Origin of the sequence: Aeromonas molluscorum (genome assembly GCF_051376105.1) — a bacterium.
GTDB lineage: Bacteria > Pseudomonadota > Gammaproteobacteria > Enterobacterales > Aeromonadaceae > Aeromonas > Aeromonas molluscorum.
On record NZ_JBPQCY010000001.1, the window covers coordinates 538,665 to 564,882 of the forward strand.

Annotated in this window: 24 protein-coding genes and 1 pseudogene; 7 read left to right on the forward strand and 18 right to left on the reverse strand. The window is 61.5% G+C overall.

The window, feature by feature from the left end:
- Positions 1-32 precede the first annotated feature (32 nt).
- The 16 genes and pseudogenes from dgcN to pspA all read right to left on the reverse strand — a co-directional run bounded on the left by dgcN (position 33) and on the right by pspA (position 16,077).
- Positions 33-1,260 (reverse strand): annotated as a pseudogene (gene dgcN, locus ACSMDR_RS02565) (diguanylate cyclase DgcN/YfiN).
- On the reverse strand, positions 1,257-1,811 hold the full coding sequence (gene yfiR, locus ACSMDR_RS02570; RefSeq protein ID WP_436466923.1) for a regulatory sequestration protein YfiR: 555 nt from the start codon (positions 1,809-1,811) through the stop codon (positions 1,257-1,259). The pseudogene dgcN and the gene yfiR overlap by 4 nt, the downstream one beginning before the upstream one ends.
- A gap of 241 nt (positions 1,812-2,052) precedes the next feature.
- Complete coding sequence (tyrR, locus tag ACSMDR_RS02575) at positions 2,053-3,600, reverse strand: transcriptional regulator TyrR (protein ID WP_005910400.1); 1,548 nt, start codon at positions 3,598-3,600, stop codon at positions 2,053-2,055.
- 162 nt (positions 3,601-3,762) lie between these two features.
- Positions 3,763-4,101, reverse strand: coding sequence for a 4a-hydroxytetrahydrobiopterin dehydratase (locus tag ACSMDR_RS02580; RefSeq protein ID WP_005910398.1), 339 nt, complete (start codon positions 4,099-4,101; stop codon positions 3,763-3,765).
- Positions 4,102-4,156: 55 nt separating this feature from the next.
- Positions 4,157-4,951 carry a phenylalanine 4-monooxygenase gene (phhA, locus tag ACSMDR_RS02585; RefSeq protein ID WP_436466924.1) on the reverse strand — a complete coding sequence of 265 codons (795 nt, stop codon included), beginning with the start codon at positions 4,949-4,951 and terminating at the stop codon, positions 4,157-4,159.
- Positions 4,952-5,164: 213 nt separating this feature from the next.
- Positions 5,165-6,595, reverse strand: coding sequence for a gamma-aminobutyraldehyde dehydrogenase (locus tag ACSMDR_RS02590; protein WP_436466925.1), 1,431 nt, complete (start codon positions 6,593-6,595; stop codon positions 5,165-5,167).
- Between the two features lie 29 nt (positions 6,596-6,624).
- Positions 6,625-7,440 (reverse strand): ABC transporter permease, encoded by an 816-nt coding sequence (locus ACSMDR_RS02595; protein ID WP_436468179.1) that lies wholly within the window; start codon positions 7,438-7,440, stop codon positions 6,625-6,627.
- A 7-nt stretch (positions 7,441-7,447) separates the two neighbouring features.
- Positions 7,448-8,416, reverse strand: a complete 969-nt coding sequence (locus ACSMDR_RS02600; protein ID WP_436466926.1) for an ABC transporter permease — start codon at positions 8,414-8,416, stop codon at positions 7,448-7,450.
- On the reverse strand, positions 8,413-9,426 hold the full coding sequence (locus ACSMDR_RS02605) for an ABC transporter ATP-binding protein (RefSeq protein ID WP_436466927.1): 1,014 nt from the start codon (positions 9,424-9,426) through the stop codon (positions 8,413-8,415). Before ACSMDR_RS02605 ends, ACSMDR_RS02600 begins: the two co-directional genes overlap by 4 nt.
- A 153-nt stretch (positions 9,427-9,579) precedes the next feature.
- On the reverse strand, positions 9,580-10,725 hold the full coding sequence (locus ACSMDR_RS02610; protein ID WP_436466928.1) for an ABC transporter substrate-binding protein: 1,146 nt from the start codon (positions 10,723-10,725) through the stop codon (positions 9,580-9,582).
- 207 nt (positions 10,726-10,932) lie between these two features.
- A complete protein-coding gene (locus ACSMDR_RS02615) occupies positions 10,933-11,856 on the reverse strand; it encodes a LysR family transcriptional regulator (RefSeq protein ID WP_436466929.1) in 924 nt (307 codons plus the stop codon).
- A gap of 178 nt (positions 11,857-12,034) precedes the next feature.
- Entirely contained in the window at positions 12,035-13,060 is a 1,026-nt protein-coding gene (locus tag ACSMDR_RS02620; protein ID WP_436466930.1) for a YcjF family protein, read from the reverse strand.
- Positions 13,061-13,245: 185 nt separating this feature from the next.
- Positions 13,246-14,661, reverse strand: coding sequence for a YcjX family GTP-binding protein (locus ACSMDR_RS02625; RefSeq protein WP_436466931.1), 1,416 nt, complete (start codon positions 14,659-14,661; stop codon positions 13,246-13,248).
- The gene (pspC, locus tag ACSMDR_RS02630) at positions 14,658-15,065 is read right to left on the reverse strand and encodes an envelope stress response membrane protein PspC (protein ID WP_005907555.1); all 408 of its coding nucleotides are present in this window, start codon (positions 15,063-15,065) and stop codon (positions 14,658-14,660) included. Before pspC ends, ACSMDR_RS02625 begins: the two co-directional genes overlap by 4 nt.
- A gap of 94 nt (positions 15,066-15,159) precedes the next feature.
- Positions 15,160-15,396 carry an envelope stress response membrane protein PspB gene (gene pspB / locus ACSMDR_RS02635; protein ID WP_005907556.1) on the reverse strand — a complete coding sequence of 79 codons (237 nt, stop codon included), beginning with the start codon at positions 15,394-15,396 and terminating at the stop codon, positions 15,160-15,162.
- A gap of 3 nt (positions 15,397-15,399) precedes the next feature.
- Complete coding sequence (gene pspA / locus ACSMDR_RS02640) at positions 15,400-16,077, reverse strand: phage shock protein PspA (RefSeq protein ID WP_005907557.1); 678 nt, start codon at positions 16,075-16,077, stop codon at positions 15,400-15,402.
- Between the two features lie 195 nt (positions 16,078-16,272).
- Here pspA and pspF point away from each other — a divergent pair, with 195 nt between their 5' ends.
- From pspF to ACSMDR_RS02670, 6 genes are all read left to right on the forward strand, one after another.
- A complete protein-coding gene (gene pspF / locus ACSMDR_RS02645) occupies positions 16,273-17,325 on the forward strand; it encodes a phage shock protein operon transcriptional activator (protein WP_436466932.1) in 1,053 nt (350 codons plus the stop codon).
- Positions 17,326-17,408: 83 nt separating this feature from the next.
- On the forward strand, positions 17,409-19,004 hold the full coding sequence (gene sapA / locus ACSMDR_RS02650) for an ABC transporter substrate-binding protein SapA (protein WP_436468180.1): 1,596 nt from the start codon (positions 17,409-17,411) through the stop codon (positions 19,002-19,004).
- A 120-nt stretch (positions 19,005-19,124) separates the two neighbouring features.
- Positions 19,125-20,084: an ABC transporter permease gene (locus ACSMDR_RS02655; protein WP_005911944.1), complete on the forward strand. Its 960-nt coding sequence runs from the start codon at positions 19,125-19,127 to the stop codon at positions 20,082-20,084.
- A complete protein-coding gene (locus ACSMDR_RS02660) occupies positions 20,068-20,961 on the forward strand; it encodes an ABC transporter permease subunit (protein ID WP_005911941.1) in 894 nt (297 codons plus the stop codon). The genes ACSMDR_RS02655 and ACSMDR_RS02660 overlap by 17 nt, the downstream gene beginning before the upstream one ends.
- Before the next feature lie 70 nt (positions 20,962-21,031).
- Complete coding sequence (locus tag ACSMDR_RS02665) at positions 21,032-22,030, forward strand: peptide ABC transporter ATP-binding protein (RefSeq protein WP_436466933.1); 999 nt, start codon at positions 21,032-21,034, stop codon at positions 22,028-22,030.
- A 97-nt stretch (positions 22,031-22,127) separates the two neighbouring features.
- Positions 22,128-22,928, forward strand: a complete 801-nt coding sequence (locus ACSMDR_RS02670; protein ID WP_005905299.1) for a peptide ABC transporter ATP-binding protein — start codon at positions 22,128-22,130, stop codon at positions 22,926-22,928.
- Between the two features lie 148 nt (positions 22,929-23,076).
- Here the strand turns inward: ACSMDR_RS02670 and miaE are convergent, their stop codons facing one another.
- Complete coding sequence (miaE, locus tag ACSMDR_RS02675) at positions 23,077-23,844, reverse strand: tRNA isopentenyl-2-thiomethyl-A-37 hydroxylase MiaE (RefSeq protein ID WP_436466934.1); 768 nt, start codon at positions 23,842-23,844, stop codon at positions 23,077-23,079.
- A 151-nt stretch (positions 23,845-23,995) separates the two neighbouring features.
- On the opposite strand from miaE, the gene ACSMDR_RS02680 reads away from it, so the two are divergent.
- Positions 23,996-24,595 (forward strand): Yip1 family protein, encoded by a 600-nt coding sequence (locus tag ACSMDR_RS02680; protein ID WP_436466935.1) that lies wholly within the window; start codon positions 23,996-23,998, stop codon positions 24,593-24,595.
- An 84-nt stretch (positions 24,596-24,679) separates the two neighbouring features.
- On the opposite strand, the gene purF is transcribed toward ACSMDR_RS02680, so the two are convergent.
- Complete coding sequence (gene purF, locus ACSMDR_RS02685; RefSeq protein WP_042042894.1) at positions 24,680-26,200, reverse strand: amidophosphoribosyltransferase; 1,521 nt, start codon at positions 26,198-26,200, stop codon at positions 24,680-24,682.
- Positions 26,201-26,218: the final 18 nt, after the last annotated feature.

Genomic DNA, 26,218 nt, shown 5'->3' on the forward strand with positions numbered 1-26,218 from the left:
TACGTATTTTCCTCTAGTGGGTGTGTGAACCTTTAACCCCGGGCCCGCAGCGCCTTGTCCTGCCGTTTGGCAAAGTACATGGCCTGGTCGGCATGTTGCAGCACGGCCTCGGCGCTGTCGCCGTCGCCGGGAAAATGGGCCGCCCCTATGCTGACGGTGCACTCGAGCCGACTGCCATCGGCCAGAGCAATGGGTTCGGCCATCGCCTGACGGATGCGACTGATGATATCGACCACATCCTGATCGGCCGAGATGGGACTGAGCAGCACCACGAACTCGTCGCCGCCAAGCCGGGCCACCAAGTCCTGTGGCCTGAGCTGATGCTTGACTCGACGGGCGATGGCCACCAGTACCTCATCCCCGGCGCCATGGCCGAGATTATCGTTGATCTGCTTGAAGTCATCGCAATCGAGGTAGAGCAGGGAGAAGCGCTCGCCACTCACTCCTCACCGCCTGTTGCAGGCGCGCCTCAAACAGTGCCCTGTTGGGCAACTCGGTCAGGGTGTCGTGGGTGGCCAGATGCAGCAGGCTGGCATTTTCGCGCTGCTGAAGCTCCTGCCAGGCTTCAAGCTCATCGAGCAGTGAGTTGAAGTCCTGGCCCAGGGTATCGAGCTCTGCGATACCCGCTTCGGGCACCCGCAGCGTGAGAGAACGTTCGCGGCTGACTCCGTGGGCCACTTTTGCCAAGGCGCTCAGCGGTATCGTGATGGAGCGTTGCATCAGACGGGCAATATAGAGGGCGCCCAAGGTACTGAGCAGCATGCAGATCAACATGGCCGCCAGCACCTGCACCAGGAAGCGCAGCAGATACTGGCCATGGCCGACCAGCTTGATACGGGCAATTTCATGGCCATTGTGAACCATGGGCAGCTCGATGGGCCCGGGCAGTACCAGCTCGGCCAGCTGCCGCTCCAGAGCAAACCAGGGCAAGGAGGCCGGTCTGGACCACCGGGCCAGCGGCACCCCCGAGGCGAGCACTATGCTCACCTCGGCCACGTCCTCACGGGAGGCAATATTTTGCAGCGCCTCTCGGGCCGCCTCCCCATCCTGAAACACCACGGCGGCTTCCGTTGTGTAGCTGATGGCCCGGGTCACCAGCTCGAGATTGTGATCCGTGTAAAAACGCAGAGAGAACATGGCCATGGCGGTGAGCAGCCCCCCGACCAGGCAGACGCCGGTCAGGGAGACCATCAGATGGGTGCGATCCAGACTCTGACGCAAGGTCAGTCTTTTCTTGCCGAGGCGGATGAAGGGGATCATGGCAACGCCTCGCCAGCCCGCCCCAGCTTGAGCACGGCTGGGTGTACCTTGACGCCGCTCAGGGCCAGCGCATCGAGATTGACGTTGAAGCGGACCCGATCGTCGTTCACTTGCAGACAGAAAACGCTGCTGGTGCTGCAAGGCCCCGCCTGTTCGCTAATGCTGAGCAAGGCATGACCCCGCAGGCGGGCGAACAGAATTAGCCGTTCGGCCTCCCCTATATCCCCCAAATAGAGCACATCGCAGTGGTCCGGGACCAAGGGGTCGCCCACGTTGTAGCGACTGACCGTGACCCGGCGGCCATTGGCCTGCTGGCTGATATGAAACAGGTTGTCGGCATATTCTGTCGGCCCCAGCACGCAGAGCCGCATCGTAGGAGGTTCGACTGGCCAGCGGGTATAGCTGAGGATATCGAGCACCGTCTGGCGCACATGCTCGACGCGTACCTCGGCTTGCGTGCCACGACTATGGGTTTGGATATCGGCCAGGGCCAACGAGCTTGCCAGCAGGCAGAGACCGGCAAACAGATGAAGCAGATACGATAGGTGCATAGGTTTGATCATTGAGATAGTGGCACAGATCCTAGCATGTCCCTGAACCACAGGGTTAGCCCGACAGTGCCGCGCCAGGGCGCGTCTTGTCAACATTGGACCTCATGCTGACCCTTGTCATCCACCCTCAGGGAGGCAACGGCCCTGCGAATCGGGGCCATGACGCATAGGGACAGGCCCGCCTTGTTCATAACACAAAGAGGTCACATGGCCTCTTTGTGTTATGCGGCGAGCGCGGCACTTACTTCTTGCCGATGCCATATTCTCGCAACTTGTTGGCGATGGCCGTGTGGGAGACCCCGAGCCGCTTGGCCAACTGGCGGGTCGAGGGGAAGGCGGGATAGAGACGCGCCAGCAACCGGCTCTCGAAGCGCTTGACTGCCTCGTCCAGGGCTCCTTCGAACCACTCGTCGATGAGTGGCATGGCGTCGGGCGCCACCGGCAAGTCTATCTGCTCGGGACCTATCTCATCCCCTTCCAGCAGCGTCATGGCGCGATAGAGGCAGTTGCGCAGCTGGCGCACGTTACCCGGCCAGCGATAGGCGGTCAGGTACTCCGCCATGTTGCGGGTGAAGCGCGGCTTGGGACGCTGCAACTCGCTGGCGAAGCGGGCGACGAATTGCTGGGCCAGGGCCATGATATCCGCCTTGCGCTCGCGCAGGGGTGGCAGGGACAAACTCAGCACGTTGAGACGGTAATAGAGGTCTTCCCGAAACTTGCCCTCGGCCACCAGATCCAGCAACTGCTTCTGGGTGGTGCAGATGAAGCGCACATTGACCTTCACCTCCTGCTCGTCACCGACCCGGCGAAACACCCCGTCTTGCAGCACGCGCAGGAACTTGGTCTGCAGATGAGCAGACATGTCCCCAATCTCATCGAGCATCAGGGTACCGCCGCTGGCGAGCTCGAGCACGCCGCGCTTGCCTTCGGTGTTATTGCCAAAAGCGCCGGGGGCGTAACCGAACAGCTCGCTCTCGGCCACGTTATCGGGCATGGCGGCGCAGTTGAGGGCCATGAAGGGGTGGCTGGATCTCAGGCTGGCACCGTGGCAGGCGCGGGCCAGCAGCTCCTTGCCGGTGCCGGTTTCGCCGACGATGAGCAAGGGGGCATCCTGCATCGCCAGTTTGCTGGCCTCGGTCAGAACCTGTCTCATCTTGGGGCTTTCTGCCTGCAGATGCTCGAAGCCACCCACCTCGATGGCATGCAGGGCGCTGAAATGCAGGCCGACCCGACGGGCAGACTTGAGCACCACCACGGCCCCCGCCAGCGCCTGCTTGCCCTTCTCCTCGGCCACGAAGAGCGGCATCAGATCCGCCAGGTACTCCTCACCGCCCAGGCTCAGCTTGCAGGTTTGCGGCTTGATGTCGCTCGACTCGAGCCAACGGGTGAAGGCAAACCCCTTGATCAGGGAACCGAGTGCCACGCCCTTGACCTCCTCCAGCGGCAGGTTGAGGGTGGTCAGCGCCGACTGGTTGACCTGGGTGATGCGACCACGGCTGTCGAGGGAAAACACCAGATCCGGCAGCGCCTTGAGCAGGGCGCGGATCTCGTGGTGTTCACGCTCGGAGGGCAGATAGGGGACGGTCTTGACGTCGTGTACCCCGGGGATGCGACGGATCTCGGGCATCAGGTGCTGGAAGTCGCGAAACTCCAGCTCGGGGAAGTTGAGGTAGATGATGCCTGTGGTATCGATTTCGATGCCGCGCAGATCGATGTTGTGCTCCACCAGACGATCGAGCAATTCCCGGGTCAGGCCCAGGCGGTCTTCACAGCTGACTTCAAGACGCATTCGAGGCAGGCTTCCTGGCTAACTTCATGATGGGCGTGATAATAACGTCTCCCCCCCGCCAGTGCGAGACTTGCCCGGTAAAAATGAGGGCCCGCCCCGGTTTGCACCGGGCGGGCCCGCGTTCAAGGCGTCATTGCCCCACCCCGGGGACATCCCCTTGTGCTATTTGAACAGAGCGTCGGTGCGCGCCGCCATGATGAAGTCATTGCGGTGCAGACCCTGGATCTTGTGAGTCCACCAGGTCACCGTCACCTTGCCCCACTCGGTCAAGATGCCCGGGTGGTGAAACTCGGCCTCGGCCAGCTCGCCCAGGCGATTGGTGAAGGCGAGCGCCTCCTTGAAGTTGCGGAAGATAAACTCCCGGCGCAACTGCAGCACTCCCTGCTCGCTCACCGGCTGCCAATCGGGGATGGCATGCATCAACTCGGCCAGCTCCTGTTCACTCACTTTAGGGGCATCGGCCCGGCAGGCTTCACAGCGCTGGTTTGCCAATTCAGACATGTATTTCTCCTTGATAAAATGGACGTGGCCCGCCAGAAGCTTGGCCCTGAGCCGCCTAGCTGGCCGCCTGCATGGGTTTGGGGGGATAGAGTGGACTGAACAGACCAAGCTGTCTGGCCTGGGCCAACTGCGCCAATATCTCATCCCGGGTCAGGGAATAGAGGCTGTCCAGGCTCGGCAGCACATAGTAGAGGGGCTGCATGATGTCGATGCGATAGGGCGTACGCAGCACATCTTGCAGCTCGAAAGGGGTGCGGCGCGGCGTCTCGGACAGGGCGTAGGCCGTCTCGCCGATGGAGGAGAGAATACCGCCCCCATAGATACGCAGCCCCGCAGGAGTATCAAGCAGACCAAACTCCACCGTGAACCAGTAGAGCCGCGCCAGGAAGACCCTCTCCTCCTTGCTGGCACCGAGCCCCAGCTGGCCATAGGTGTGAGTGAAGTCGGCGAAGGCCGGGTTGGTCAGCATGGCACAGTGGCCGAAAATCTCGTGGAAGATGTCCGGCTCTTGCAAATAATCGAGCTCGTCCCGACGGCGAATGAAGGTGGCCACCGGAAACTGGCGGTTGGCGAGCAAGGCGAAAAAGCGATCGAAAGAGATGAGTGCCGGCACGGCCACCACGGACCAGCCGGTACAGGGGGTGAGCACGGCATTGATCTCGTCCAGCTGGGGAATGCGATCCCGGGGCAGGTCGAGCAGATCCAGCCCGGCCTGATACTCGGCGCAGGCCCGTCCCGCCAGACAAGGCAACTGGCGCTCGATCAGGATCTGCCAGGTGGCATGTTCTTCACGGCTGTAATCGATAAATCCCCGATTGTCGGGCTGGTGCGCTGTGTACTGATTTCCCATGCTGGCATCCTGCGGCATCCGTGGCGATGGCGAGTCGGTCGCCATGTCGGTGAGCCGACGCGGTCGACTCGGAAGGCACTCTCTAGTCAATCCACTGACAGAGCACCTGATGGGATCACTGTAACGATTTCTCCCCATAAAAAGCAGCCGACCCAAGGTCGGCTGCTTATCAAAGCATGTAAATAAAATGTGACAACCGCTAGCAAATCCCCCCTATAACTTGACCATGATATGGCGCGGCACCGTGTAATCCTCCAGCGCATAGAGGGAGAGATCCTTGCCGTAGCCGGACATTTTCATGCCGCCATGAGGCATCTCCGAGGTGAGCATGAAGTGGGTGTTGATCCAGGTGCAGCCATATTGCAGGTGGCTGGCCACCTTGCTGGCGAGGCTCAAATCCCGGGTCCAGACCGAGCTGGCGAGGCCATAGTCCGAGTCGTTGGCCCACTGCACCACCTGCTCGGCATCGTTGAAACGGGTTACCGACACCACGGGGCCGAACACCTCCCGGCGCACTATCTCATCCTCCTGACGGGCATGGACGATCAGGGTCGGCTCGAAGAAGAAGCCGTTGCCGGGGCGGATCTTGCCCCCCGCCGTCACCTCCACATGGCCACTGCTCTGGGCCCGCTCGACGAAGCTGGCGACCCGGTTGCGCTGCCGGTCCGAGATGAGCGGCCCCATCTCCACCCCCTCCTCGTACTGGCTGCCCACCTTGATGGAGGCCACCGCCTCGGTCATGGCGGCGACGAATTTGTCGTAGATCTTGCCCTGGGCGTAGATGCGGCAGGCGGCGGTGCAATCTTGCCCGGCGTTGTAAAAGCCGAAGGTACGAATCCCCGCCACCACGGCCTCCAGATCCGCATCGTCGAAGATGATGACCGGCGCCTTGCCCCCCAGCTCAAGGTGGGTGCGCTTCATGGTGCGGGCGGCGCTTTGCAAAATTTTCTGGCCGGTGGCGATATCGCCGGTGAGCGACACCATGCGCACCAGCGGATGCTCCACCAGCGGCGCCCCCACGCTTTCGCCCCGCCCGCAGATGACGTTGATGACGCCGCGCGGGAAGATCTCGCTGGCCAGCTCCGCCAGGCGCAGGGCGGTGAGCGGGGTCTGCTCGGAGGGCTTGAGCACCACCGTATTGCCCGCTGCCAACACAGGCGCCATCTTCCAGGCCGCCATCATCAGCGGGTAGTTCCAGGGGGCGATACTGCCCACCACCCCTATGGGATCGCGGCGGATCATGCTGGTGTGTCCCTCTATGTATTCCCCCGCCAGCGGCCCTTGCAGGCAACGGGCTGCCCCGGCAAAGAAGCGGAAGCAGTCCACCACCGCGGGCAGCTCGTCACCCAGCACCGCCAGATAGGGCTTGCCGCAGTTGAGGGATTCCAGCGCTGCGAACTCTTCCGCGTGGCGCTCGATGAGATCGGCCAGACGCAACAGCAGGTTGCTGCGGCTCGCCGGGGTGGTGCGGCTCCACTGGGCGAAGGCGCGCTGGGCGCCGTTCACCGCCCGGTTCACCTGCTCGAACGAGGCTTCAGGCACCGAGGCGAGCAGCTCGCCGGTGGCCGGGTTGAGGATGGGCTCTGCCTGGCCGTCACCGGTCACGAACTGGCCATCGATCAAGAGTTGGGTAGAGAATTTCATGGTTGCATCCTTGCGCAGGCGTTGAGTCATTATTTGCCACTGCCGGCGACGTCCTGGCCATCGCGGGTGAAGTAGTAGGCAAGCAGAATGGGGATAGTGGTGAAGGCCACTATGATGAGGGCCACCACGTTGGTGACCGGCCTGTCACGGGGACGGATCAGCTCCTGATACATCCAGATGGGCAGCGTGGTCTGCTGGCCCGCGGTGAAGGTGGTAACGATCACCTCGTCAAAGCTGAGGGCAAAGGCCAGCATGCCCCCCGCCAGCAGCGCCGTGGCGAGGTTGGGCAGGATGACATAGCGCAGGGTCTGGAAACCGTCGGCCCCGAGATCCATCGATGCCTCGATCAGCGACTGGTTGGTGCGGCGAAAACGGGCCAGCGCATTGTTATAGACCACCACCACGCAGAAGGTGGCGTGGCCGATAACGATGGTCCAGAAACTGAACGGGATCTCCATCAACCCGTAGGCGGAGCGCAGCGCGATGCCGGTGACGATGCCGGGCAGCGCGATGGGCAGCACCAGCAAGAGCGACACCACCTCCTGACCGAAGAAGCGGCTGCGGGCGATGGCTCCCGCCGCCAGGGTGCCGAGCACCATGGCCGCCAGGGTCGCCAGTCCCGCCACCTCCAGCGACAGCTGGATGGCGCGCCACACATCGGGGCGATTGAGGGTCACCTCGAACCACTTGAGGGTGAGCCCGGGGGGCGGAAACTGGTAGCTCTTGCTCTCGCTGGTAAAGGCGTAGAGGAAGATGAACAGGATCGGCAAGTGCAGGAACAAGAGCCCGCCGATGGCCGCGTACCTGAGCAGGCCGGAGGGCTGGCTGCCATGATCCTGTTTTATTGAGGTATTAGAGCGCATCGAATGCCCCCAGCCGTTTGGCGATGGTGAGGTAGACGGCGATGATGAGGATGGGCACCAGCGAGAAGGCGGCGGCGAAGGGCAGGTTGCCCGCCGTGCCCTGCTGCATGTAGACCACCTGACCGATATACATGGTCGAGTTGCCTATGATGCCGGGGATGATGTAATCACCGAGCGTCAACGAGAAGGTGAAGATGGAACCCGCCACCACACCGGGCAGCGCCAGCGGCAGGATCAGGTTGCGGAAGGTCTGGGCTGGCGTCGCCCCCAGATCGCTGCTCGCCTCCAGCAGGGAGCGCGGGATCCGCTCCACCGCAGCCTGAATGGGCAGGATCATGAAGGGCAGCCAGACGTAGACGAACACGATAAAGGTGCCGAGCCGCGAGAACGACAGCGAAGGGCCACCTATTACCGGCAGCGAGAGAATGCCGTCCAGCAACCAATCCAGCCCCATGCTGTCGGCAAGCCAGCTTATCACCCCCTCCTTGGCCAAAATCAGCTTCCAGGCATAGACACGCACCAGATAGCTGGACCAGAGCGGCAGCATGATCCCCACGTAGAACAGGGCACGGGTCTTGCCACTGGTGTAGCGCGCCATGTAGTAGGCGATGGGGAAGCCGAGCAGGGCGCAGGCCAGGGTCACCAGCAGCGCCATGCCGACGGTGCGACCAATGACGTCCAGGTTCTCCGGCCGCAGCAGGGCGACGAAATTCTGCAGCCCCAGCTCGTGGCGCACCTGACCGCTGAACTCGTCCAGCCCGAAGAAGGCGTTGGAGAGCAGCATCAGCAGGGATCCCACATAGATGATGCCGAGCCAGAGCAGGGGCGGCCCCAGCAGGATCGCCAGCAACAGGCCGGGTCGACCATAGAGCAGAGTAGATAGGCGCCGCAGCGGCCTGAAACGTGCAGATTCGGGCTGATGGTTCATGGCTAGACTCGCACTGTGAGGGATACTCATGGCTGCATTCCCTGATCAGCGGCGGTCAGGCGATGAATGGCCTGCTCCGGCCAGCTGAGGCTGACCTGGCTGCCACGGGTCAGACGGACCTGCCCCTCATTGGGGTGGTTGACGATGATCTCGAGCTGCTCCCCCAAATCGACCCGATAACGGACGAAGGGGCCCAGATACTCCACTTCGCGGATCTCCCCCGACCAACCGGGACAGCCTGCCTCACTGAGCCGGATCCGCTCCGGGCGCACCATCATCTGGCGCTCGTCACCGCACAACCGTCTGGCCTGCTCTCCCTCGAACAGATTGACGGTGCCGACAAAGCGGGCCACAAACGGCGTCGCCGGAGCATCGTAGATGGTATCCGGCGCGGCGATCTGCTCGATCTTGCCCTGACTGAAGATGCAGATCCGATCGCTCATGGAGAGCGCCTCCTGCTGATCGTGGGTAACGAAGATGAAGGTGATGCCAAGCTGGCGCTGCAACGCCTTGAGCTCAAGCTGCATCTGCTCGCGCAGCTTGAGATCGAGCGCGCCCAGCGGCTCATCCAGCAGCAGGATGCGCGGCTGGTTGATAAGCGCCCGGGCGATGGCGATACGCTGGCGCTGGCCACCGGAGAGCTGGCCGGGCTTGCGGTTGCCGACGCCGGGCAGGCGCACCAGCTCCAGCATCTCGTCCACCTTGCGATAACGCTCCGCCTTGGCCACCCCCCTGATCATCAGGCCGTAGCCGATGTTGTCGCGCACATCCATGTTGGGGAAGAGGGCATAATCCTGGAACACGGTATTGAGGTTGCGATCATAGGGCGGCACTCGGGAGCAGGGCTCGCCAAACAGACGGATCTCCCCCTCGCTCGGGTACTCGAAGCCCGCGATCATCCGCAGGCAGGTGGTCTTGCCGGAACCGCTCGGGCCCAGCAGGGTGAAGAATTCCCCGGAAGGGATCTGGAAAGAGATGTCGTCGACCGCCTTCACCTCGCCATAGTGGCGGCTGACCCGGTCAAATTGTACGGCGTTCATGGAGCGTCCTTGTCTGTGCAGGGATTGGCCGGACTCCTGTCCGGCCCGCCAGATGTTATCTTCGCGGCCTGAGCGGCCATCCAGAGGATTGCAGTGTCGTCGCAGACCGAGCGGTCGTGCAGAGGACGCGCGGATCCCCGGGCTCAACCAACCTCAGCGACCACCCAGAATGGCGATATAGTCAGAGACCCAGCGGTAATAGGGCACACAGGTTCCCTGGCTCTTGCACTGGGACACAGGGGTACGCCAGAAGTGAACCCTGTCGAAGTTGTCGATGCCGTTGGTTTTGCACCCTTGCGGGCCAAGCAGGGCATTGCCATCACAGGCGGCAGGCACCACCGGCACCGAGCCAAACCAGGAGGCGAGATCCCCCTGCAGCTTGTTGTTCAGGGAGTGCTCCAGCCACTTGTAGGCACAGGTGAGGTTCTTGGCATCGCTGTGCACCATGCTGGTATCGGCCCAACCGGTTACGCCTTCCTTGGGTACAGTGGTGGCGATGGGCTGTTTGTCGGCGATCAAGGTGTTGGCCTGGAACGGCCAGGAGCCGGACGCGACCACCCCTTCGTTCTTGAAGTCATCGATCTGAACAAAAGCGTCATGCCAGTAGCGTCCCACCAGCTGGCGCTGCTTGCGCAACAGATCGAGAGAAGCCTTGTACTGCTCCTCGTTCAGCTCGTAAGGATCCTTGATGCCGAGCGCAGGTTGATGGGTCATCAGATAGAGGGCCGCATCGGCGATGTGGATGGGGCCGTCGAACGCCTGCACCCGCCCCTTGTTGGACTTGCCGTCGGCCAAGGTCTGCTCCTCGAACACCACGTTCCAGGAGTCCGGCGCCTTGGGGAACACCTTGGTGTTGTACATCAGGATGTTGCCGCCCCACTGGTAGGGCACGCCGTAGTGCTTGCCCTCCACAGTGTGCCAGGGTGCATTCTGCAGGCGAGGATCAATCTTGCTGTAACTCGGGATGAGCGCCAGATTCAACGCTTGCACCTTGCCACCGGCAATCAGGCGCAGGCTGGCGTCGCCGGAGGCGGTCACCAGATCGAAGCCCCCCTCGTTCATCAGGGCCACCATCTCGTCCGAGGTGGCGGCCGTCTTGACGCTGACCTTGCAGCCGGTCTCCTGCTCGAAGCCGGTCACCCAGTCGTAGCTCTTGTCGGTCTCGCCACGCTCGATATAGCCAGCCCAGGCCACGATATTGAGCTGTCCTTCTCCTTTGCCGAGTTCGGTCGGGGCGGCCTGAAGCGGGCTTGCCAGCAAGGCCGGCAGCAGGGCCAGGGTAAGAGGGGTCAATTTCATCATGCACTCCTTGCATCGTGTTGACTTGCTTCAGCCGGCATCAGCTGAAGAGAACGCCGCAGTGGCGTTAACATCCTGTTAACCAGTGATGAGCTTAGGGGAGTGGCAGTACGATGAGTATTTCAATTTTTGGTGGCTCAGGTATCAGCGAAATCGATATCGAATTCATATGAATCTGAATTTTAGTAACCCCCCCTCAAGAGATGGCTAGCGATGGAGTGCCTGACGGGCCCGTAACCGGCTCTGATCCCGCGCGATGTCGATAAATTCCCGCGCCGTCCAGTCCAACCGTGAACCACGACGCCACACCAGCCCGATGTCGATGGAGTGAATGGGCTCCTTGATGGTGCGCGCCTCGACCCGCTCCTGCTCCAGCGACCAGGGGCGATAGGCAAAATCGGGCAACAGGGCGACCCCGAGCTGGCTCGCCACCAGACTGCGCACCGCCTCCACCGACGCGGTGCGCAGCACGATACGGGGGGAGATTCCGTAGCGGCGCAGGCCGCCACCGATGATCTGATCGAGCTGATCGGCGGTCAGCGAGATCATCGGCTCCTCCCCCAGCGCCGTCAGCGAGAGGGTCGATTCGGCGCAGAGGGGGTGATTGGCGGCGAGCCAGAGTCGCAGCGGCGAGCGGGTCAGCAGCTCGGTATCGAACGCCTCTTGCCGGATGGTGCGGTTGGTCATCAGGATCCCCACATCCACCTCGCCGTTGACGATCTGGTGCTCCAGAAAAGGCTGTTCATCCTCCTTCACCTCGATCTGTACCGCCGGAAAGGCGCGGCGAAAGCGGCCAAGCGCCTCAGAGAGGTAGTAACCCGCCACCAAGGTGGTCACGCCGATGGTGAGCCGCCCCTGATCCCGCTGGGCCACCGCCTTGAGGGAGTGGCTCGCCTCGGTCATGGCGCCGAGGATCCGGCGGGCATGGAGCAAAAACTGATGGCCCTGGGTGGTGAGGGTGACGCCACGCGGGTTGCGTTCGAACAGGGGAGCGCCCAGCTCGGTCTCCAGCTCGCGAATGGCGCTGGTGACCGCCGACTGGGAGATGTGCAATTCGGCGGCGGCGCGACTCACAGAAAAGCTGTCGGCCACGGCCACAAAATAACGGATCTGGCGAAAGGTAAAGTTCATCGGGCATCCTTGCCGATTATCACGATTTGATGCCAGCTTAACCGTAAACGGGCGCCTCACCAAAGGGGCTCCATGATGCCGGTACATGGGCTGCCGATTAAAACCATGCCCCTGTGGCTCATCAAGCGCGACAGGGGCATGGGTCATATCAGCAAGGTACAGAGGGTGATCGGGGCTATCAGGGTTTGTTGAGATACCCCGCTATCTTGCGCACCAACCCCTTGCGCATCTCGGAGAGCCTGGGTTTTTCATCCGCGCACCAGGGCAGCGGGCGGCAGGCTTCCATGGTGCGCAGCCCGAGCCTTGCCGTCAGCAGACCCGCCCCCACCCCTTGCGCCGCGCGGGCCGAGAGCTTGGCGGTCAATTCAGCCCCCAGCAGATCCAGGCCCACCTCGGTCACCAGCTCAGTCGCGCCGGCATAGAGCATGTTGCGAAACACCTGACGAATAAGGCGAATGCGACTCCAGTAACCGAGTTCGATGGCATAGACATCGGCAATGTCTTCAATCATGCGCAAGTTGCGCCACAGCATCAGCATCATGTCGACCGTGGCCAAGGGGCTGAGTGCCACCAGCACCGCCGCCTCCCCCGACCACTTGGCCACCCGTGCCTGGGCCAGCTTGTCGCGCTCGGTCAGCACCAGCTGGCTATACAGGGTCAGCACCTCGCGATCGCTGTGGCTCTCATCGAGCTGGGCGAGCCAACGCTGATAGCCCTCCCGCCCCTTGTCGCCACTGCGCGCCGCCAGGGCCTCGCAAAAATCCTGCCCCTGCCCCACCCCCTGATGAGCCAGCAGATCCTCGGCTTTGGAGCGTACATCCTGGCGCCGCTTGAGTTTGCGCAGCCGCAGCCACTCGCGCCCGACCACGGTCGCGGTGCCGACCAGCACCAGGCCGGAGGCGAGCAGCCAGGCTCCGCCCCAGAATGGCGAGGCGAGGAAGCTCTCATAGAGAAAGCCGACAAACTGCCCCAGGGAGAGCAGACCGACCGCCCCCAGCCCCCAGGCCAACAGCCGATGACGGCGACGGGGGGGCACCGTCAAGGCGGGTTCGACCTCGGTCAGTTCGTCCAGGGCCTCCTGTCGCTCGAAACTCTCATACTCCAGCACCCGGGCTCTGGCCAGGGGGGCAGGTTCCGGGGGCGAGATTGGCTCTTCCAGCACGACTCTGCCCTGCAACCTGGGCTCCTGCTTTAGCTCATTCATGCAGTTCTCCTCTCTCCGGCCCCAGATATCGAGATCAGGGCCGACGCTATGTAATTGATCATCGGTTCAACATGGCAGCGGCGCGGTGCTGAGCCCCATGAGTTCGTTTTGCAGCTTGTCGCTCGGAAAAGACGGCGAGGTGTTTGATTCGGTATCAGGCTGCGCCTGATCAACGCCGATGACGGCTATGTCAGCTTGTCGCCCAGCAAGAACTCCAGGGCGGCATCGAGACGGATGTGGGGCATGGCCTGATGGGGGCTCATGGGCAAGGGGCGAAAAGCCTGGAACTCGAACTGCTGACCCTGCCACCAGGCGGCAGATGGGATCTGGGCCGGCACTTCTCCCGGGAAAATGAGCAGCGGCTCACCGGTGAGGCCGGTACCCTTGATGGCAGGAAACTCGCGCCCCCCCGCCATTCCCTTGCCCGCTTCGGTCGCCTTGATGGAGGCCAGCGCCAGACACTCGGTCGCTATGCCCTCGAAACGGGCCTGGCCACGGCCACGCTGCACCAGATGTTGCAGCAAGGAGACCAGGGGGCCATGTTGCTCCGGGGTGACGTGATCGGCCTTGCTCGCCACAAACAGCAGCTTGTCGATGCGCGGGGCAAAGAGTCGGCGCCACCAGCTGCTCTTGCCATAGGCAAAGCTCTCCATGATGCGGGCGATGGATTGCTGCATGTCGTCAAAACTCTCGGCCCCGGCGTTGAGGGGTTGCAGGCAGTCCACCAGCACGATCTGGCGATCGAAGCCGGCAAAATGCTGCTCATAAAACCCCTGCACCAGATGCTGCTTGTACTGCTCGAATCGGCGTTTGAGGGTGAGATACAAGCTATCATCCCCCAGTGTTCCCGTGGGGGGACCCCAAACCCAGGGCACAAATTGCAGCATGGGAGCGCCCTGATATTCGCCCGGCAGCACGAAGCGGCCAGGCTGGATCAGGTGCAAGCCAAGCTCACGCTTGCAGGCATGCAGGTAAGCGGTGTAACGCTCGGCGAGGCGGGCGACCTCTCCTTCATCAAAAGCCCGATCCGGCTGCCAGGGCTCGCCCTGCTCGGTCAGCTGCCAGGGGGTGGCCAGGGCGTGCAAGGCGGGGCGTTTGAGCTGCTCGCGCACCTGCTCGCTCCACTGCTCGTAGCTCTGCTCAAGCAGCGGCAAGTCCAGCAACCACTCCCCCGGGTAATCCACCAAGTCCAGATAGAGGGTCGATACCTCCCCCAAGTGGCGACGCAGAGGGTGGCGGGTGCGATAACGCAACTCGAGGCGTACCTCGGCCACGCCACGGGTCGCCTCCGGCCAGGCGGGGGGCTCGGCAAAGAGGCTGCCCAGCCCCCGCTCATAGGCAAAGGTCGGGATATGCAGATTCTGCTGGGGCACGCGGCGCGCCCCCAGCAGACGCCCCTGCCGGGCGGCATCCCAGAGGGGCAGGCGGCCATCGATGGCGGCATGCTCGAGCTGATGGACCAGGGCGGTGATGAAGGCGGTCTTGCCGCTGCGCGACAAGCCGGTCACCGCCAGACGCAGGTGCCGGTCACTGACCCGATTCACCGCGTCCTCGGCCTTGTGCTGCAAGGCCGAGAGCTTTCTCTCCAGAGTGCGTATCAAAGTTTGTTGAATTCTCGCTGCAGGGTGAACTCCTTGGAGGTCACCAGTTTCTCGATCTGCTGCACCCTGGGCTCCAGGGCGGCCAACTCGCGGCTCACCTTGTCCAGGGCCTGCAGCGGCGTCATGCCCGCCTGCCAGCTATGGGCCTTCATCCGGCTCGTCGCAGGGATGGGCGAGTCGGGCGTCAACAGCACCGGCTTCTTGTCGAGCAGAAACCAGGCCGCGATATAGGCGGTGAAGGTGATAAAACCTGCGAAGATGAGGCCGCTGATGGCCAGCAGCCGCACTATCCAGGTCTCGACCCCGAAGTAATCGGCGAGACCGGCACAGATACCGGCGATCCGCCCCTTCTGGGGATCGCGATAGAGATTGCGGCGGCTCTCTTGTCCAAAGGATTCACTCATACCTTGTTCCTCCAGCCAGGTACCTCGGCGTCCTGCTTGGATACCGAGACCCCGGACATGCTCATACAGGACTCATCATTCGGCATAGCGAAGCTCATACCTTGTTCCTCCAGCCAGGTACCTCGGCGTCCAGAATGGACTCGAGGGCCCCGACCCGCTCTTGCATCTTGTCGGCTTTTTGCAGCAGGCCCTGCAACTGATCCCGTTCGTTATCGGCCAAACCGACTCCGATCCGCCCCTTGGCCCTGTAGTGCAGCACCAGCCAGATGGGGGCCACCACCACCATGAAGACCATGATGGGCGCCACGAATATGCCAAGAATGTCTTCCATGCATTACTCTCCCTGTTTGCCGTCGCTGGCCTGACCCATCTTCTGGCGCAGGGCATCCAGCTCGCGGCTGATTTGATCATCCACTTCCAGCTCGGCAAACTGGCTGGCCAGGGTCTTGTCGGACTGCCCCAGATCGGCGCGGGCCTCCATTTCATCAATGCGGCGTTCCATGCGCTCGAACTTGTCGACCACCCCTTGACTGCCGCCACGGGCGACTTGGCTCTGCACATTCAAGCGGCTGCTGGCCGCCTCGGTACGAATGACCATGGCCTTCTGACGGGCGCGCGCATCTTCGAGCTTGGCCTCGAGCTGGCGGATCTCATCGCCCAGCTTGTCGATACCGGCATCCACGGCCTGACGCTCGCGCTCCAGGTTTTCGCCAAGCTCTGCCTGCTTTTTCTTCTCGATGAGGGCGGCGCGGGCCAAATCTTCACGCCCCTTGGAGAGTGCCAGCTCGGCCTTGCCCTGCCACTCCTCGACCCGCTCCTGATGTCGGCTGACCTGGCGACCAATCTCTTTCTGATCGGCCAGGAAGCGGGCCAGATTGGAGCGCTCTTTGACCAACTCGTCCTCCATCTCCTGGATGATCAGGCGCACCATTTTTTGCGGATCTTCCGCTTTGTCCAGCAGGGCCGTCAGGTTGGAGTTGATGATGTCGGCTAACCGGGAAAAAATGCTCATGATGAGACTCCTTTGATTGCATACATGGTTTACCAATCGAATAATGCAACCACCATGCCAAAAATTTAATTGTTTCTAACTCAATGATTTATATAGAAACACTATGCCACGTGACTCGTATGAAGAACAGGTGGGTGATAAAAATAACCAACTCTTGGTAATATTGACCAGCTTTTATCAACCACAGGGACCATCATGGCCACGGAAAGCCTGCTGGGGGCATCAAACGCCTTCCTCGAGATCATCGAACAGACCTCACGCCTGGCGCCACTGCGCAAACCAGTGCTCATCATCGGCGAGCGCGGCACCGGCAAGGAGCTGATCGCTCACCGCCTACATTATCTCTCGCCGCGTTGGGATCAAAGCTTTGTCACCATCAACTGCGCCACCTTGAGTGAGAGTCTGCTGGAAACCGAGCTGTTTGGCCATGAGGCGGGATCCTTCACTGGCGCCGCCAAGCGTCATCAGGGCCGTTTCGAACGCGCCGATGGGGGCACCCTCTTTCTCGACGAGCTGGCCACCACCAGCGCCCGGGTCCAGGAGAAATTGCTGCGGGTGATTGAATATGGTGAGTTCGAACGGGTGGGCGGCGCCAAGGCGCTCAGCGTGGATGTGCGGCTGGTGTGCGCCACCAATGAAGACCTGCCAGCCCTGGCCGATCGTGGCGGCTTTCGCCATGACCTGCTCGATCGGCTGGCATTTGATGTCATCACGCTGCCTCCCCTGCGGGAGCGGCGCGACGACATCATGTTGCTGGCGGAACATTTTGCCCATGGCATGACCCGGGAGCTGGGTTACGATCTCTTTGCCGGTTTCTCCCGGCAGGCGAAGGCGCTGTTGCACGACTATGACTGGCCCGGTAATGTGCGCGAACTCAAGAACGTGATCGAACGCAGCATCTATCGCCAGGCCAATCCCAGACTGGCCCTGGCCGAATTGGTGATCAATCCCTTCGACTCCCCCTGGCGTCCCGGCGCCCGTCGCACGGCGCCCGGCATCGACACCGAACGAGGAGCAAGGGAGCAAGATGTTGATACAAACGAGGCTGTTTCAGTCACCCTGCCGACGCTGCCTTGCGATCTGAAAACCCAGGTAGCGAGCGTCGAGATAGATTTACTCAAGCAAGCGATGCGACAATCCCAGTATAATCAGCGCAAAGCCGCCCAACTGCTGACCCTGAGTTACCATCAGTTTCGCGGTATGTTGCGCAAATATCAGCTGCTGGACGGGGAGAATGACCCCGTCTGAAAGGTGGAGCGCCCTGCGACAGGTCGCCACCATGGGGGCCATCGGCTTCGCCAACTTGCTAACGACATGGTTTCATAATGAGAATGCTCACACCACTGCTGCTCGCCAGTCTATTCCTACTCGGCGGCTGTCAGAAACAGACAGAGGCCTCCAAGACGGGGCTCATCTACTGCAGCGAAGGGGCGCCCCAAACCTTCAACCCCCAGTTGGCCAACTCGGGGGCAACCCTGGATGCCAGCGCCCGCCCCCTCTACGATCGCTTGCTGGAGTCTGATCCCTACACCCTGGCACTGCACGGCAGTCTGGCCCGCGACTGGCAGGTGAGCGAGGATGGGCTCATCTACACGCTGAACCTGCGCCAGGATGTCTTGTTCCATCACACCGCCTGGTTCTCGCCAAGCCGCCCCCTCAACGCCGATGATGTGGTGTTCACCTGGCAGCGCCTGCTTGACAGCGCGAACCCCTATCACCCTGTCTCTGGCGGTCACTACCCCTATTTCGCCAGCCTGGGGCTGGATCACCTGCTGCGCAGTGTACACAAGACGGGCCCCTATCAGGTGGTGTTCGAGCTCACTCGCCCCGACGCCTCCTTCCTCGCCACTCTGGCGAGTGACTATGCGGTGGTGCTCTCGGCCGAATATGGCCAGGCCATGCTGGCCGCCGGCACCCCTGCCCTGCTCGACAGCCACCCCATCGGCACAGGTCCCTTTCGCTTCAAGGAGTATCGTCACAACGAGTTCATCCGTTTCGAGCGCCATCCCGGCTACTGGCGTGGCCCGGCGCCCCTTGAACAGCTGGTCTACGACATCACCCCCAAATCCTCCAAGCGCCTCGCCAAGCTGCTCACCGGTGAATGCGATGTGATGAGCTACCCCTCCGCCAGTCAGCTGTCGGTGATCCAGCAGCATGATGATCTCACCCTGGCGGTGCAGCCCGGCATGAACGTAGCCTTCCTCGCCCTCAATACGCGCAGGCCTCCCTTCAACAAGGTGCAGGTGCGCCAGGCCATCGCCAGTACCATCAATGTGCCCAATCTGTTGCAGGCCGTCTATTTCGGGACTGGCCAGAGCGCCAACAGTCTGCTGCCACCACGCTCATGGGGTTACGATCCCAGTTCGCCGAGTCGCAAGCAGGATCTCGAGCGGGCTCGCGCCCTGCTCAAGGAGGCGGGACTGCCCCAGGGGTTCGAGATGCAGGTGCTGGTGCCGCCGGGCTCTCGTCCCTACAACCCGGACGCCTTGAAGACGGCTCAGCTCATCCGCAACGATCTGGCTGAGGTGGGGATACGGCTGCGCATCGTGCAGCAAGAGGCTCCCGTCATAGAGCGCCGCCTGCGCAAAGGAAATTACGACAGCCTGTTATCGGGCTGGATGGCCGATAACGCCGACCCCGACAACTTCTTCCGTCAGTTGCTGAGCTGCAACGCCGTGGCTCAGGGCAACAACGACAGTCGCTGGTGCAACCCGGCCTTCGATCAACTGCTCGACGATGCGGTAGGCAGCGGCAAGCTCTCGTTCCGGCTACGCAACTACTATTATGCCCAGCGCATGCTCAACGAGCAGTTGCCCCTGATCCCCCTGGCTCATGCCCTGCGTATCCAGGCCAGCCGCAAGGACGTGCTGGGGCTGGAATTGATGCCCTTCGGTGGCACCTCCTTCAATCAGGTTCACAGGGAGTAAGCATGCCGACCCAGACATCATATCTGCCATGGCCAACCCTCGGCCTGTCTGCTGACAGCAATGGCGTGGTCATTCGTCCCCGAAGGGGCGACGTCTTAATCCAGTCGCAGGGGCGCTAGCATGCTGCTTTATATATTGCGTCGTATCAGTCTGCTGCTCATCACCCTGCTGGCACTGACAGTGGTCGCCTATCTGCTCGACTATCGCCTGCTCGGCCAGCAGCCGAGCTTCTGGGGTGGCTACCCCGACTTCCTGCGCCATATCTTCGAAGGGGATCTGGGTATATCCAGCGTCTCGGGCCGCCCGGTGTTCGATGAGATCCGCCACTACTTCCCGGCAACCTTGAGCCTGTGCGTCGCCGCGTTTGCCATCTCCTTGTGCATCGGCATTCCCCTGGGCACCCTGGCGGCCCTCTATCAGGGCCGTGGCCTGGATATGAGCATCATGACCGCCGGCCTCATCGGCTATGCGGTGCCCGTGTTCTGGCTGGCGCTGCTGGTGGTGATGTTCTTCTCCCTGGATCTCGGCTGGCTGCCCGCCTCCGGCCAGCTCAGTCTGCTCTATGACGTGCCCGCCATCACAGGGGTGGCTCTGGTCGATGTTTTGCTGAGCAAGGAGCCCTGGCGGGAAGCCGCGCTGCACGACGCCCTGCGCCACATGATACTGCCCTCTCTGGTCCTGGCCGTGGTACCCACCACCGAGGTGATCCGTCACGTGCGCAGTTCGCTCATCGACGTGATGAAGCAGAACTATATCAAGGCTGCTGCCAGCCGCGGCCTCTCCCGCCGTCAGATAGTCTGGCGCCATGGCCTGAAGAACGCCCTGCCCCCGGTGCTGCCCCTGCTCGGTCTGCAGCTCGGCAGCGTGCTCACCTCCGCCATGATCACCGAAGTGGTATTCGAGTGGCACGGCATAGGCCGCTGGCTCATCAACAGCATCGCCCTGCAGGACTATGCCGCCATCCGCGGCGCCACCCTGGTGGTTGCCGGTTTCGTCATCTTCATCAGTGTCAGTACCGACCTGCTGACCACGCTCATCTATCCGGCGCGGCGCAAGGAGTTGTATGCAAGACAAGGATAATCTCTACCCCGAGCTGCGCATCCTCTCTCCCCTGGAGCAGACTTGGGCGGCCTATCGTCGCAATCCGCTGGCCATGGCCGGGCTCTGGTGTTTTGTCGCCCTGCTGTTGCTCACCCTGATAGGCCCGTTGCTGGTCCCTTATGGCATCGATGAACAGCACAGCGAGCACCTGCTGCTGGCTCCCTCCTGGGCCAACAGCGGCAATATCGACTATTTCCTCGGTACCGATGATCTGGGCCGCGACATGCTGTCGCGACTGGTGGTCGGCGCCCGGCTCACCTTCGGTTATGCCCTGGGTGTGGTGGCGATCGCCATGGTGATCGGCACCCTGATCGGTATGCTGGCCGGCATGAGCCGCGGGCTCAAATCGAGCGTGCTGCACCATCTGCTCGATACCCTGCTCTCCATCCCTTCACTGCTGATGGTCATCATCATGGTGGCCATCCTGGGACCCGGCCTTGGCAATACCCTGATCGCCATCACCCTCGCCTTGATCCCGCCCTTCATTCGCGCCACCTATAACGCCGTGCATACCGAGATGCAGAAGGAGTACATCATCGCCAGCCGCCTCGACGGCTCGCCTCCCTGGCGCATCATGCGACTGGCCGTGCTGCCCAACATCGTCGAGACCCTGGTGGCCCAGACCACCCGCACCCTGTCGGCAGCCATACTGGATATCTCGGCAGTCGGCTTTCTCGGCCTCGGTGCCCAGTCCCCACAACCGGAGTGGGGAACCATGCTGGCCGACTCGAGCGATCTCATCTATCTGGCGCCCTGGACAGTCACGCTGCCAGGGGTGGCCATCCTGTTCAGCGTGTTGGTCACCAATCTGGTCGGTGAAGGGATAAGAGAAGCACTCAAAGAGGGGAATGACTGATGGGCGTGACCGATGATGTACGCAACCTCGGCATTGCCATGCGTGACACTCTCACAAGAGGAGATGCCTGATGCCGCTGCTCGATATACGCAACCTCACCATCGAAATCGACACCCCACAGGGCAAGGTCAAGGCGGTGGACAAGGTGAGCCTGACCCTGAGCGAGGGTGAGATCCGCGGTCTGGTGGGAGAGTCCGGCTCGGGCAAGAGCCTGGTGGCCAAGGTGATCGTCGGTATCCAGAAGGATAACTGGACGGTGCGGGCCGATCGGATGCGCTTCAATGACATGGATCTGCTGACCATGGAGCCCAGAGAGCGGCGCCGCATCATGGGTCGCGAGATAGCCATGATCTTCCAGGACCCCACCAGCTGCCTGGACCCGTCGGAAGTGATAGGCACCCAGCTGGAATCCGCCATTCCCACGACCGCCTTCAAGGGCAAGCTCTGGCAAAGTTTCCAGTGGCGCAAGAAGCAGGCCATCGCCCTGCTGCACAGAGTGGGCGTGAAAGATCACCGCAAGGTGATGCGGGCCTATCCCCATGAATTGTCGGATGGCATGTGCCAGAAGGTGATGATCGCCATGGCAATTGCCAACCAGCCGCGACTGCTGGTGGCGGATGAACCCACCAGCGCCATGGAGTCCACCACCCAGTCCCAGATCTTGCGTCTGCTCGACAAGATGAACAAACTGGGCAACACCACCATTCTCATCATCAGCAACGACATCGCCGCCATCGCCAATCTGACCGACAACATCAACGTCATGTATTGCGGCCAGATGGTGGAAGTGGGCACTCGAGAGCAGATCCTGGGTTCGCCCCATCACCCCTATACCCATGCACTGCTCCAGTCGATCCCGGATTTTGACAAGCTGGTACGCCACAAGTCCAGGCTCGAGACCTTACCCGGGGTTATCCCCCCCTTGCAGCACTTGCCTATCGGCTGTCGACTCGGGCCACGTTGCCCCCACGCCCAGAAGCTGTGTGTACAGACCCCGTTGATGAGCAAGATCAAGGGCCATCAGTTCAGCTGCCACTTCCCCCTGAACATGGAGGAGCCCAAGAAATGATGACCAGCCCCCTGTTGTGCGCCACCATGCCTGAACGCATTCATCCCAGGACGCGGATCCATGTTCCCGTCGTGATGCTGATCCCGGAGTCATACCTGTGTTGAACGAGCCCACGTTTTCCCCCTCTTTGCTACAGGTCAGGTCGCTTAGCAAGACTTATCAGAACCGTACCGGTCTGTTTCGTTCCCGCGCCGTACAGGCTGTCAAACCGCTCTCCTTCGATCTCGAAGTAGGCCAGACCCTGGCGATTGTTGGCGAGGCGGGCTCGGGCAAGAGCACGCTCGCGCGGATCCTGGCAGGCATGATTGAACCTTCCAGCGGCGAGATCCACATCGAGGGGCAGCTGATGCGCCATGGGGACTATCAGACCCGCTGCAAGCTGCTGCGGATGATCTTCCAGGACCCCAACTCCTCCCTCAATCGCAAGATCCGGGTTGGCCAGATCCTGGAGACACCGCTGCGCCTCAATACCGAGATGAGTGAAGAGGAACGCGAAGACAAGGTAATGCAGACCCTGCGCATGGTGGGCATGCTCGCGGATCACGCCTTCTTCTATCCCCAGATGCTGTCGGCGGGCCAGCAACAGCGGGTTGCCCTGGCCCGGGCGCTGATCCTCAATCCCAAAATCGTGGTGGCCGATGAGGCACTGTCGACCCTGGATATCTCGGTGCGCTCCCAGATTATCAATCTGCTGCTGGAGATGCAGGAGACCATGGGGCTCAGCTACGTGCTGGTCGCCAACGATCTGGGGGTGGTCAGCCACATCAGCGACGAGGTGCTGGTGATGCATGATGGCCAGGTGGTGGAGCGGGGCAAGACCCTCAAGGTCTTTGCCGACCCTCAGCACACAGTGACCAAGAAGCTTATCCAGAACTACAACAACGAATATCGCCGCTGATCCTGCCACCGCCAGCCACGGCTGGCGACATCGCCTTGTTTCCCCTTCCGTTACGCCATAAAAAATCCCGGCACTGTGGCCGGGAATTGCGCTCAAAAATGCATCTTGCGTCGCTTGTAGTAAGGAACCCTTGCAAGCATAGGTGTCCCTACTGGGTGCAACCACTGTCAGATCTGACAGGGGGGCCACTGTGGAAGCGAAACTGTTCATCGGGAGTGAGAATGAGATCGGCCTCCAATGCACCGAAGAAGGCGACGCGCTCACTGATATCCTCACCGGCGTACTGCTCGGCCAGCGCCAGATAGTCCTGGTAATGACGCGCCTCCGAGCGCAGCAAAGAGGTATAGAAACGACTCAGCTCCTCATCCAGATGGGGTGCCAACTTGGCAAAACGCTCACAGGAACGCGCTTCGATATAAGCGCCGATGATCATCTTGTCGACGATGGCGGCAGGCTCATAGGTGCGCACATGTTGCAGCAGGCTGCGCGCGTAGCGGGAAGCGTTCACGGCGCCGTAATGAATGCCGCGCGCCGCCATCAGTTCAAGTACCTGTTCGAAATGGTGCAACTCCTCCTGGATGAGACGCACCATCTTTACCAGCAGTTCGTTGCGCTCCAGCTCGTCAAAGACCGTCCTGGCCTCCTCCCCCATGGTGCGTTTGCCCAGGATCTGCGCCTTCTCAGGCAAGGCATCCAGCTCCCGGTAAAAATCGAGCTTGGGCAATAGGTGGCGCTTGCCCTTGGGCAGACAGTAACGACGCACCAGACTGTGAGCGGTGAGCGCGGCCTTGTTCTCGCAGTTGGCATGGTCGATGAGCAGTGTGGGCAGATTGGCAGGATCCCGCGCAACCTCAATCCATTCATCCGGGGTGTCACAGTGCAGAAATTGGCGAACTGGCGCGAGCAAGGCGTCCATCGAATGACCTCGATACGGGATGGGGGCGCCATGTTACCGGATCTTGGCGGGGAACTCGAGTCCAGCCCCCGCCTTGACGACCAGGAGATCATTAACAATAACTAATGGCAGGGCAAACCAGCCGAGGTTCGCCATATTTAGGGGTAATATCATGATCCTGAACCATATATGGGGGCTTTACGCCCACCCGAAAGATGAGTGGCACGACATAGACGACCACCAGGAAACCGTCGGCCACAGCCTCACCCATGTCGCGCTGATGGCGCTGATCCCCGCCGTCTGCTGTTACTTCTCCGCCGTGCACATTGGCTGGCAAGTGGGTCGCAGCGATCCCATCATGCTGACCATGAGTAGCGGCGTCTGGATGGCGAGCGCTATGTATCTGGCGCTCATGGTCGCCGTCGTCCTGTTGGCAGTACTGGCACTCTGGATGGCCCGCACCTTCGGCGCCAACCCCAATATGTCCCAGACCCTCGAGTTGGCCGCCTACACGGCAACCCCGCTGTTCATGACCGGCTTTGCCGCCCTCTATCCCGTGATGTGGTTCATCATGCTGGTGGGCCTGGTGGGGCTGGCCTGGTCCATCTACCTGCTCTACACCGGCATCCCCATACTGATGCATATCCCCGAGGAGCAAGGCTTCATCTATGCCAGCTCCATGGTGACCTGCGGCCTGGTGTTGCTGGTCTGCCTGATGGCGGGGACTGTGCTCGTCTGGGATTGGGGGCTGGGGCCCGTCTTTACCAGCTAGCCGGAATGCGGCTAACGCCCATGAAAAACGGAGGCCATTGGCCTCCGTTGTCTTGCATGCTGTCTCACACAACCTGGAAAACGTTTAACTGCCTTCGTTAAAAATTTCCAGATTGTTGGTCTCTTCCTGCCACTCACGCACCGCCTTGTTGTCGTCGTTGCGCAGGGAGTTGAGGTGATCCAGATAAGCCTGATCCACATCCGCAGTCACGTAGTTACCGTTGAACACCGAGGTCTCAAAGTGACGCAGTTCCGGGTTCAGCTCACGCACCGCCTCTTCCAGATCTTCCAGATCCTGGAATATCAGCCCGTCGGCACCGATAAGCGCACACACCTCTTCCACTTCACGACCATGGGCGATCAGCTCGTTGGCGGTTGGCATGTCGATGCCATAGACGTTGGGGAAGCGGATCTCGGGGGCGGCCGAGGCGAAGTAGACCTTGGCGGCGCCAGCTTCCCGGGCCATCTGGATGATCTGCTCCGAGGTGGTGCCGCGGACGATGGAGTCATCCACCAACAACACCTTCTTGCCCTTGAACTCGGAGCCGATGGCATTGAGTTTGCGGCGCACCGATTTCTTGCGCTGGGTCTGGCCCGGCATGATGAAGGTCCGGCCTATGTAGCGGTTCTTCACGAAGCCCTGGCGGTAAGGCAGCCCCAGGGTGTGGGCGATTTCCAGCGCCACATCACAGGAGGTTTCCGGGATGGGAATGACCACATCCACGTCCAGATCGTCCCAGTCACGGGCGATCTTCTTGCCCAGCTTGCGACCCATGTTGAGGCGCGCAGCATAGACTGAGACCTTGTCGATGCACGAGTCCGGGCGAGCGAAGTAGACGTATTCGAAGATGCAGGGGTTTATCTGCGGCGCATCGCTGCACTGCTCGGAGAAGAGCTGGCCCTGCTCGGTGATGTAGATGGCCTCGCCCGGCGCCACATCCCGTACCGTCTCGAACCCGATGGCATCGAGTGCCACGCTCTCGGAGGCGAGCATGTATTCGAGCTGGCCCTGCTCATCGATACGGCGACCCAGGATCAGCGGGCGTATGCCGTTGGGATCACGGAAACCGATGAGGCCATGGCCTATCACCAGGGAGACCACGGCGTAAGCACCACGGATCTGCTGATGGGTCTTGCGCACGGCCTGGAAGATATCTTCCGGACGCAGCGCCATCTTGTCGCACAGATCCAGCTCGTGAGCCAGCACGTTCAGCAGCACTTCGGAGTCCGAGGTGGTGTTGATGTGGCGGCGAGCGACCTTGAACTGCTGCTCTTTCAGATCTTTGGCGTTGGTGAGGTTGCCGTTATGGGCCAGCACCATGCCATAGGGGGAGTTGACGTAAAAAGGCTGGGCTTCCGCGGCGCTGGAGCTGCCGGCGGTGGGATATCGGACATGTCCAATGCCGATATGCCCTTTCAGTCGCTGCATGTGACGCACTTCAAACACGTCCTTCACCAGGCCGTTGGCCTTGCGTTGCCGGAAGTTTCCACTATCAATGGTCACGATCCCGGCGGCGTCCTGGCCCCTGTGCTGCAACACCGTCAAGGCGTCGTAGAGGGCCTGATTGACGGGGGTGGTGCCAACTATACCGACAATACCACACATGTCCTTGCTACCTCGAAG